General features: G+C 27.5%; 11 protein-coding genes. All 11 read right to left on the bottom strand.

Going from position 1 to position 10,414, the window contains the following annotated elements; translation table 11 throughout:
- Positions 1-117, bottom strand: a 117-nt coding sequence (locus tag J4403_00605; GenBank protein ID MBS3166691.1) for a transcription factor S, incomplete at its 3' end; no start/stop codon positions are given.
- Positions 114-686 carry a hypothetical protein gene (locus J4403_00600; protein ID MBS3166690.1) on the bottom strand — a complete coding sequence of 191 codons (573 nt, stop codon included), beginning with the start codon at positions 684-686 and terminating at the stop codon, positions 114-116. The genes J4403_00605 and J4403_00600, both read right to left, overlap by 4 nt.
- Positions 687-731: 45 nt before the next feature.
- Positions 732-1,244, bottom strand: a complete 513-nt coding sequence (locus J4403_00595) for a TIGR00296 family protein (GenBank protein MBS3166689.1) — start codon at positions 1,242-1,244, stop codon at positions 732-734.
- Positions 1,231-1,851 (bottom strand): methyltransferase, encoded by a 621-nt coding sequence (locus J4403_00590; protein ID MBS3166688.1) that lies wholly within the window; start codon positions 1,849-1,851, stop codon positions 1,231-1,233. Before J4403_00590 ends, J4403_00595 begins: the two co-directional genes overlap by 14 nt.
- A gap of 1 nt (position 1,852) precedes the next feature.
- Positions 1,853-2,254, bottom strand: coding sequence for a TIGR00270 family protein (locus J4403_00585; GenBank protein ID MBS3166687.1), 402 nt, complete (start codon positions 2,252-2,254; stop codon positions 1,853-1,855).
- 1 nt (position 2,255) lies between these two features.
- Positions 2,256-2,897 carry a hypothetical protein gene (locus J4403_00580; GenBank protein MBS3166686.1) on the bottom strand — a complete coding sequence of 214 codons (642 nt, stop codon included), beginning with the start codon at positions 2,895-2,897 and terminating at the stop codon, positions 2,256-2,258.
- The gene (locus J4403_00575; GenBank protein MBS3166685.1) at positions 2,891-4,117 is read right to left on the bottom strand and encodes a glycosyltransferase family 2 protein; all 1,227 of its coding nucleotides are present in this window, start codon (positions 4,115-4,117) and stop codon (positions 2,891-2,893) included. Before J4403_00575 ends, J4403_00580 begins: the two co-directional genes overlap by 7 nt.
- Positions 4,114-5,574: a hypothetical protein gene (locus J4403_00570; GenBank protein MBS3166684.1), complete on the bottom strand. Its 1,461-nt coding sequence runs from the start codon at positions 5,572-5,574 to the stop codon at positions 4,114-4,116. The genes J4403_00575 and J4403_00570 overlap by 4 nt, the downstream gene beginning before the upstream one ends.
- Positions 5,504-6,967 carry a hypothetical protein gene (locus J4403_00565; protein ID MBS3166683.1) on the bottom strand — a complete coding sequence of 488 codons (1,464 nt, stop codon included), beginning with the start codon at positions 6,965-6,967 and terminating at the stop codon, positions 5,504-5,506. The genes J4403_00570 and J4403_00565 overlap by 71 nt, the downstream gene beginning before the upstream one ends.
- The gene (locus tag J4403_00560; GenBank protein ID MBS3166682.1) at positions 6,954-10,046 is read right to left on the bottom strand and encodes a thrombospondin type-1 domain-containing protein; all 3,093 of its coding nucleotides are present in this window, start codon (positions 10,044-10,046) and stop codon (positions 6,954-6,956) included. The genes J4403_00565 and J4403_00560 overlap by 14 nt, the downstream gene beginning before the upstream one ends.
- Positions 10,039-10,371: a hypothetical protein gene (locus J4403_00555; protein ID MBS3166681.1), complete on the bottom strand. Its 333-nt coding sequence runs from the start codon at positions 10,369-10,371 to the stop codon at positions 10,039-10,041. The genes J4403_00560 and J4403_00555 overlap by 8 nt, the downstream gene beginning before the upstream one ends.
- Between the last annotated feature and the right edge of the window lie 43 nt (positions 10,372-10,414).

The raw sequence follows: 10,414 nt of genomic DNA, 5'->3' as shown, positions 1-10,414 counted from the left end.
AGTGGTTGTTTCATGAAGTTTTGTGGATCCTGTTGATTCTTCTTTGTAACCACAACCACATACAAATTCATTTTTCCGAGGCATCATTAAACTGCCACATTTTTTACAAAATTTCATGTTATAATCCAATTCAAAAGATCAACAGCTTTTATTTTTATCCACCCTAAATAAGGTATTCTAATAATTGCCTTGCCCAAAATATTTTCTTTTGAAATTTGTTTTTCAAAAGATTGAACATAAACAACATTATCTCCTTTAGTAGTAATATAATCATCTTGTAGATCTACAACCCTATGTATAATTGGTTGTTTGTATAATCCTGTAGTATAAACTGCAATTTGACCTTTTTTAAGATTCTTTGCAGAAAATAAAATCATTATATCCCCTTTATTAAATCCGTGCTTAAAATTCCAAGAATTTAAGTCTTGTTCTGTAAAATTATAATCTGCATAAAATTCTTTATTTTCTTGAATCCAAGCTTGTAAATTGTCTTGATGTTCCATACTGTTTGAAACTACTGCAACTATAGGATATTGAGTTCCTAACATCAATCCAAGAAAAGGGTAAATCAGATATTTTACTAAAATAAAAGCAAGAATAATATTAACTACCCAGCTTAAAAGACTGTCATCTTCCCAGATAAACTTCCAGAAATCTTTTAGTAATTTTATGATTTTAGGGTTCATTTTTTAAGTATAGTTTAAAATTAAAGCTCAGAAATAAAAAGGTTTCTATGTTTCAGAAATAATTTCTGCTTCAAATCTGTAAATTCTTGTTAATTTAGACTTCCAAGCATCTTCTGGAAGTCCTGCTTTTTCACAAGTCATAGATAGTGCGTCTTCAATTGAGGTTATATTAAATTCTGTAAAGACTTGTGGAAGCAACAAACCTTTGTTATACCCTTGTTCAATTATCAAACCATCCCTTCCAAGTTTTATTTCTTTAATATTTTTTACTTGAAGAGGTTTTGATAAAATACTTATTTCTATTTCTAAATCTTTTACTTCTTCTTTTTTTAAAACTGGAAATCTTGGGTCTTCAAATGCTGCAAGTCTTGATGCTTCAACTAATGCTTTGTCTAAAGGATAAATAGGTTCTATAAATCCAATACAACCTCTTAGATTTCCGTGTTTTTTAAGAGTCACAAAAATGCCTTTCTTCTCTGGAAAACCTGTAAAATTAAAATCTGGATTTAAAATTGCTTCTTTCACAGCTTCTAAAAATATTTTTTTATTTTTTATCATTTTCAACAAACCATAAGCTTACATCAATATGATATTTATTTTTTTTATGAAAAAACATTGTCTTTTTTAATGTAAATTCAAATTGCTTAATCTTTTTATATTTATTATTTTTAAGAAGATTATCAATAAAATTATCTGTTTTTGAATTTGTTAAAATATAGGAGTATTTGGATTTTTTTAATGCGACTTCTATAAATATTCTATCTGCATTTTTATTTTGAACACCAAAAGGAGGATTTTCTAAAATAGTATCAATTTCTTTATTGAATTCTTCTACATTCAAATTTAGAAATTCTGCATTAAATTTCTTTTTAGTTTCTAATTCTAGATATTTTAAATTTTTTTGAGCTTGAATTAAGACTTTTTTTGAGATATCTACAAAGTAAACTTTTTTTGCACCTAAGAGAAGAGCACAAATTCCAAGTATTCCTGTACCACAACCTAAATCTGCGATGATTTGATTCTCTATATTTTTGTTTAAATAAGCTATCCAAACCATTTCTGAAGCTATTTCTGATGGGGTGGAATATTGTTCTAATTTAGGATTAGGAGAATTGAAATCTTCTAATTTTGAAATTAAAATTTCCACTTCTTTTTTAGATACCATTTTATTTTTCTATTAATTTAACTTTGAAAAATCTTTCTAATTTTCTTATTACTTGGATTGAAGGATCTTCTGAATCGGATTCTATTTTATGAATTATACTTTCTTTTTCTGATATTTTTTGAGCTAATTCGGATTGTTTTAAGTTTAATTTTTCTCTTAATTGCTTTACTCTTTTCCCAAGATTTTCTATATATAGCGGTTCATCTTTAAAATCAGATGAAATATTTTCTTTGAATTTAAGAATAGTATTTTTTTTATGCTGCATTTGGGAAAGAGGATTATTTTCCTTTAAATATTCGATAGGTTTTCCATATTTTAAACAATTAGCGCATAAATTCATTAAAGTACTTTCTACTTTCGCTTTATAAAGCTGTCCGGAAAAACCGCATATTTCACATTGCATCTTAATTTAAAGAGTTTAATATCTCTTTATAGGTTGTAAACCCTTCTAATTTTTTGTTTGAATTAATTATTAGAGTAGGAGATTTGGTAATATTATATTGGGTTTTAATCGACTCTAAAAGCGGTTCTTGAGTGTAGGTTCTATCAAAAGAAAAAACATAAACCAATTTATTCTCTTCAACTAATTCATCTAGATTGGTACCTTGTGCAATAGAAGAACCTTGGTCAATATCATAAAAAAATAGAATCATATGATTTTTAGTTTTACAATTTTGATTCATTTTTGTAAAAAGTATAAATGCATTTAATTCTAATAAGAAATACTTTCTTTTTAAATAATTATATTCATCTTCATTATAAAATTTTTTTGATTCATAGGAAGATAGAAGTCTTCCAACCCTTACGGACTCTAAAGATACTTTTTCTGCAAGAGGGAGTGCATTTTTACACCAATCTCCACCAAATACAGAATAAAAGTCTTGATTAATGAGATAACTTTGAGAATTTAAATCACTCTCACTTAGAAGATTTGAAAGATCATTTACTCTTAATTTATCCATCTGAAAACCGATAAATAAACCAATTATAAAAACAACTAAAGTAAATATAAAACTTCCAATCAATAGTTTTGTTCGACTTACCATTTTTTCTTTAAATTTCCTGTTTCATTAATAAATGCTGAAACCCAGTGTGAAGCAATAATGTAAGGATAAATAACAAAGAATATAAATATAACGAATGGGCTCTTGATTTTTTCCTTATTTAAAATATGGGAGATGTAAAAAATATAAATTCCTAAGATTAGCATAACTACGATTGGAAAAATTAATTTATAATCTAGAGAGAGCAAAGTTTCTTTTACGCCCAAAAAATTAATATTTAAAGCTGAAAATCCTAAACTAAATAGCTCCATTAATTTTATTCTTAAAGTTTTAAAGAGAGTTATTAAAGTAAGTGAAGTTAGGGCAATTATAATTAAAGGATATAAAATATTTATTGGAAATTGAAATTTACCCATCATACCATATCTTTGATTTAAGAACATCTTACTATATTGAATATGGTGTCTTATATATCCCCTAAACCACCGCACTCTTTGCCTCCACAAGGCTTTAAATGTTAATGGGGGGTGAGTAAATACTGCGGCTTTTGCTTCCATCTTTATTTTATAACCATGATAAATTAAACGCATACCCATTTCAAAATCATCTGTTAAAGTTAATTCATCAAATCCCCCAAGTTTTTTCAATAAAGAAGTTCTATATACTGTCATTACTCCATGAGTTAAATGAAGGGTTTCTATTGAAGACATCAAAGATCTTATTACTCCAGCAATAAGATATTCTATTTTTTGTATCTTGCTTATTATTTTTTTAGGATTCTTTATTTGCATAAAAGGAACTGTGGCAGCAATTGATTCATCTGAAAAATGGGGTAATAATAAACTTAAAGTTTCAGGTTGCACTTCTGAATCAGCGTCTACATTTGAAAAAAATTCTCCTTTTGAAATTTCAAGAGTTTTATTTAACGCATGTGCTTTGCCTTTATGATTTAAAGAGATTATTGTTAACGAATGTGTTTTTGAAAAATTCTTGACTAAATTTAAAGTATTATCTTTGCTACCATCATCGGCTACGATTACTTCTATGTTTTTGTAATTTAATAAAAAAATAGAATTTAAAGTGTTAATAATCTTTTTTTCCTCGTTATAACAAGGGATGGCAATAGTCACTAAAGGATAATTTAATAAAATGTTAAGATTGGTTTTTTCTTGTTTAATTCCATTAAATAGAAGAATGCTAAACCAAAAAGTAGTCATAAATAACATGACAAAGGAAGCAAACCAGATTATAGCAGTAATCATTGTATTTCTCCTTTATTATATCTCCAAATTTCAATATTTTCATCTTTGTATATTCTTTTAAAGTTATCATTCGGGTTTTTTTGCAAAATATTCAAAACAAAGATTAGACCTTTTTCTTCGTTATTCCATATTTGTCTTTTCATTTCGGTGGTTATTAAGATGTAATCTAGATTTGTATTATTTAAATAGGTTAAAATGTCTTCAAGATTTTTAGAGCTTAAGAAAATATCATTTACTAAGTTATCTTTCTTTTCTACACCAAAACTAAAATCATCATAGAAATTCTTTTTTCCAAAATAGTTTATTAAATAACCATTATCTTTTGATGAAAGAATAATACTATCATTATTTAGTTCGTTTAGATAGGAAAATGAATTCACTGTTGCTTGAGTGGGTTCTAAATTGAAGGAGTGTGTTATGAATGATGCACCTGAAAAGATAATCCCACATATTAAAATCCAGATTGTTAAATTCTTAATAAGATAGCTTTCCCATTTATCATTTATCATTAAGATTATAGCATAAGCAGAGATAAAAGCAATTATAAAAGAAAGTAAAAATATTGCCCAATGTTCAAATATCAACAAAATTAGTCCCGGTATTAATAAAAAGTAAGGAATATAAAATTCTTTTTTCTTTTTCCAAAAAAAGAAAATGCTTGAAAATACAGTTAAAATAGCAAATAAACTTAATCCATAAGTAGCACCAAAATCAAAAATTAATGTTCTAAGTTGAATTACTGAATTGGTTGGTGCAAAAAAATTCCAAAGTATAGGGACTAATGCCAATTCTAAAACTAGTAGGATGAGTGTCTTTTTTGTATCTGCTTTCTTATAGAAAAGTGAAACCAATAAAAATCCAGTTATACAAATTAATGCAAAATAAATATCTACTAAAGCTAACAGTATATTTAAGATGATAAAAAGATTTTTTTTGTTTTTTATAAAAAGGTAAATAATAATCAAAAGTAAAGTAATTGGTAATGCAAATCTGGTTAAAACTGTGTAAAGATAAATAAAGGGTGGAGAAATTATTAATATTAAAGAGCTTAAGGATTTTATATTATATTCAAATTTTTCTAAAATTAAATAAAAGAAAGTGAAACTAATCAAACCTAGAATTAATAAGAAAATTCTTCCTGCATTAAATAGACCTATATTAAAAGTCTTATTTAAAATATACAATAAATAAGGTGTGGAAAGAGGCATAAAATTGTCCCTGCCTGAATAACTTAAGTTATCAGATATTTTTTCTGCCCCCAACATTTTTGCAAATCTGTAGTGATAGTAAGCTTCTTCTCCAGGTGGATATTCTGAGTTTCTAAGAATATTAGGCAAGAGAAGTATAACTAGACAGAACAAAACCAGTGCAAGATAGGTTATTAGTTTAGCACTGGATTTTGATGATTTCTGGGTTTCCATTCCTGATTCTTTCAAAGCAAGTTTTGTCATTTGCATATTCTATTTCTTTAACTAAATATTTTTCTTTTGTTAAATTTGAAAAATATATATAATTTATCTCATACTTTTTTATTAAATTTAATGCCTTTGTTTCTGAATTGGTGGTATAAATAGTTTGTATATCTTTTGTTTTTTCTTCTATTTCTATTCTAGAAAGAGTATAATCATCCCAAACGGTTTTTCTTTCTATAAAATAAGTTATAAGATGGCTTTCTTCTGGCGAGGTTAAAATAAGAGCAGATTTTGGGAGGTTATCCTTTAACCATTGAAGAGTATTTATTTCTTCTGAAGTAATTGAATTTTTTATAGTTTGATTTCCTGCATCTAAACTAAGATAAACATTTGAAATTAAAAATAAAAGGATAATAAATATATAAAAACCTCTTTTAAATCTAATAAGTTTGGTTTTTTTATAATATTCATATAATAATTCAAGCCCTTTTGCAGAAAATAATGTTAGTGGAGCTATTAAAATGAGTAAACCGATATAGGGGTTGATAGTCCTGGATATGAGAAGTATAATTGTTGAGATTATGAATGCTAAGTTTATAAGAACATACTCTGGAGGTTTTGAATAGATTGAAGCTATTAAACCAATTATGCCAAAGATTAAGATTAAAACTCCTACACTTAAAATTAGATTTATTATACTTAGACTAGCAAATTCTATGTTTAATGGATCTAAAGGAGTATTCTGCGTTAATCCTTGTAATCCTGAACTAAATAAAACATTCTTATAAATTAAAAGATTGGAGAATATAATTGCAAAGATACAGAAAATAATCGCTTCTCCTTTAAGTCTTTCAAGTTTCATTGACTCAGATAACATAAGTAATAAATAAATTATTAATGCAAAAGCAATTAAAATGGACATTGGAGAGATTAAGGCCAATATAAATGAAAGTATAATAAAATAGGTTATATTGTTTTTAAATTTGAGATTTAAAGAAAAATAAATTATTCCAAGCATTAAAAATAAAATGATAGGAATAAGAGATATTTTGTTTAAGGTTATTTTAAATAATACGGGGGAAAAACTAAAAAGTAAAGTTGAGATAAAACAAATTTTTTCGTCTTTACAAAATAATTTTGAAAAATAAAATAAAACTATTGCTGCAAATACAATTAGTAAAGATATAAATATTTTAATACCCCCATTTCCAAATATTGAAAAAGGTACTAATAGATAGGAAAATAATGGGGAAAGAGTAAGCAAATTTATATTCTGAGCTTCTGTCTGAGAAACTTTACCTGTATCTTTGATACTTTCTATTTGCTTTATATAAAAATAAGACTTTCCATTACTAAACTCAGGTGTTGAAAACTCGAAGATAAATCTGGATAGAAGGATTACAAAAATCAATGCAATTATATATTTATTTAGTTTCATGTTTTTTTGTTAGCGTAGCATTTTGAAGCTTCTTTCTTGACTCTTTGATTATCTCTTCTATAGATTTGCGATCCTCAATAGTTAAAATGCTAAATAAACCCATGGGTGCCTTATTTAATAGTATATGGGCTTCACTCGCTCTATTTATATCGACAAGTCTATTAATCTTATTAAATCTTAGTTTTTCCTCTTCTAAAAGTTTTTCGTCTAAAACTTTGCCTAATTTAACCATTTGGCTATGGAATTGGCCCTGTTTCGGGGAATTATCTAAATATTTCTTGTATTGTTTTAATAAAGATGCGAATTCTAATACAAATTGGTTTAGGTTTTCTTGTTTTAATAAACTGTCCAACCTTTCTAATCTTTCTTTTATAATTTTTTCGTTAAATACTAAACGCCATTGTCCTTCTCTTGACTCAGGCATTTTTTCTGATTTAAAGAATCTTAATGAAATAGTTTTATATGTATCTATAAGAAGATTATGTATTTCTCCGAATGAATCAAAATTCTTATAATATTTAGGAAGTTTTTTATAAACTGTTGAAATTTGTTTGTATCTTTTCATTGAATCAAAATAATTTCCTTTATTAACTAGTTCTTTTATTTTTGAACACTCTTCTTTCCATTTGGAAATTGGTGCTCTTCCCCATAAGTAAATATGCCATCTTTCATTTTTATCTTTTATTAAAACATATATTAATAATAAAAGTAATATAATTACTAAAATAATTAATATCCAGAAAGAATCCTTTATAATTGAATATCTTTTTGATGGAACTTCTGTGTGTGATGTGCCTTTAGTTGTGTTAATATTAACGTCTAAAGAAGGCTTTGTGAAAATTCCTTCATTGTCTTTATTTAATTTTACATCTATAGTTACATCATCGGCAGTAATTGAGAAACCTTCATCGCCATATTTGAAGTTTATTTTTGGTTTATCTTCATAACTATATTTTTTTAATAATTCTGCTAAATCTTTTTCTAGTTTATCTGTAATTCCAGGGTATAAAGATAAATCTAAACCTGATTGTTTTAACATTTTTTCAATACCTTCTTCAAGAGGGGATTTTAATTCGTAAGGTATTTCATAGGAATAACTGCAGAATTTGAATTCTGAATGATCCCCCAAGCATTTTCCATCTGAGCAAGAACATGAACAAGTTCTTGTTTGAATTCCTTTTTCTGTACAATCAGACCATTGACTACAAGACCATTGTTTTGTACAAGATAAGATTGTTGAAGATCCTCCACCACCACCGCCAGAAGAACCTCCACCTGGAGTGGATGTTGGTGTTGAAGCAGTTACTGTAAATGTAGCATTACTACAATCTACGCCTTCGTTTTCTTCATCCCACCCCGAGAAAACTATTCCTACTGAACCTGTCCATCCTGCTGTTGGTGTAAGAGTTGCAATCTCAGTATCATTGTCTGTAGCAATTGCAATATTATCTACTTCTGTATAAGTATAATTAATTGCATCTTCATCTAAATCTGTAATATATAGACTTAAATTCAAAGTTTGTGAAGTGTCTTGTACCCAACTTGTTGTTGGAATGACTGCACAAGTTGGAATAATATTATATATACTTAAATTCCAAAAGTCTGTTGTAGCTAATTGATTTGAAGAATTTACATAAACAGTTATATTATGCCATCCTGTATCTGAACCATTTGAAATATAAGTGAAGTTATCTGTAGTTGCATTTCCATAATCATCAAAGTACCATAAGTAGTCAATTGCGTCTGAGTCTGTGTCTATTGCAGTTATATTAAATGAAATTGTACTTCTTTTGGAAATATTTACTAGTTCTGATTTAGTTTTAGTAAAAAAGAATATATTTGGTATATCTGTTGAAATTCCAGGATAATCATCATAATCAAAAATATAAGCGTTTCCATTTTTATCTGAAGCTACTGCGGGTTTTGCGGCATTAGTTGCACTATTTATTGAAATATTTTGAGGTATTGTCCAAGCACTATTTTTATATTCTGTTAAAGCAATCATTCTTGTTGAAACATTTGTATATCTCCATACAACAAATAAATCAGTTCCATTTGCAGAGATTGAAGGATTGACGGCTGATGAACCATAACCTCCAGATAAGAAAGTTTCTGTACCTAGTGTATCTGTTTCAAGGTTATACGTTCTATAATAGATTCCTTCAGCACCTGCGCGTGCATCTTCCCAGACTACATGAACTGTGTTATCTACTGTAACAGCTAAGTCTGCTCTTAAAGAATTTGCAGTATCTGGAGAGGTTATTATAGGAGGTATATCTGAATAAGAATTATTACTTGCATTAATTGTACGAAGTTCTACTTCATAAGCGGTATTATCTCCGAAATCATTGTAAACAATATAATACATATCATCGTAACCTGCTACAACTTTTGGAATACCTGTATCTAAATCATCATCTACAGTTAAATTAGTTTCATTTTCCCATTCCATTGTATTATTAAATAGCCTATAATAAGTTTCAAAATAATTTCCAGATAAATCTGTATCTCTATCATCATCCCATACGACTAAGATAGTATCATTAAATCCAATTGCAACATCAACCGAATATGCTCTTGCTGAAGTATTATCCATTAAAACAGAATTGTTAGTCCAATTTTGCGCAGCATCATCATAGATATTATAATAAACTCTTCCTTGAGCTTCTGAGTCCCTATAATCTATCCAAACTACAAATGGTGAATCTGTTGAGTTTACTGCAATACTTGCATTTGATGAAGGAGAATTTATATCTACTGAGGGCCAGGAATCTCTTTCCCAAGCTTTCGAAGTTGTATTATACATAGAATAATGAACTTCATCTGTATTTGATGTGTCTGAGTTTAATTCTGTATCTGACCACACCGCATGAACATTTCCTGAACTATCAATTGCAATTTGTATATCTTGAGCATAAGAAGTTTGATCTGTAAGATTTTTTGAATTACTCCAAACATTTCCTGTTGAAGGTTCTGCATAATGAATATTTGGTGCAGAGTTTGCAAAAATAAATATTGAAGTAAATATAATTGAGACTAGTAAAAATACTAATATTCCAATTTTACTTATTTTATTCATTTTTTAATTTTAAATACCATTGATTATTTTCAAATTCGAAAATTGCTTTTTTTGGTTTGTTTTCATCTAATGTGAAAAGAAGTTCTTTTGGAATTGTTACTTCATAACTTCCAGAACGATTGTAAACTCTTCTTCTAATTTCTCTTGTTGAATTTGTTTTCAAATAATCTTCAAAAAGGATTAGTGTGCGATTAGAGTTTATTACTTTAAAGACAGCACAGAAATTGTCATCAAGGTTAAAATGAAGTATTAAAGGCTTAGGTAGAGTGGTTTCTAAACTATTTCCACGTTTGTAAATACCCCTTTCTATGGATTTTGCCTGCATTTTTTACTTACTTTTTTACTTATTTTAGTACTTATATAATTAC

Source organism: Candidatus Woesearchaeota archaeon (assembly GCA_018302225.1).
In the GTDB taxonomy this organism is placed as follows: domain Archaea; phylum Nanobdellota; class Nanobdellia; order SCGC-AAA011-G17; family JAGVZY01; genus JAGVZY01.
The sequence above is the reverse complement of the archived record's forward strand: the minus strand, read 5'-3'. Positions and strand labels throughout refer to the sequence as shown.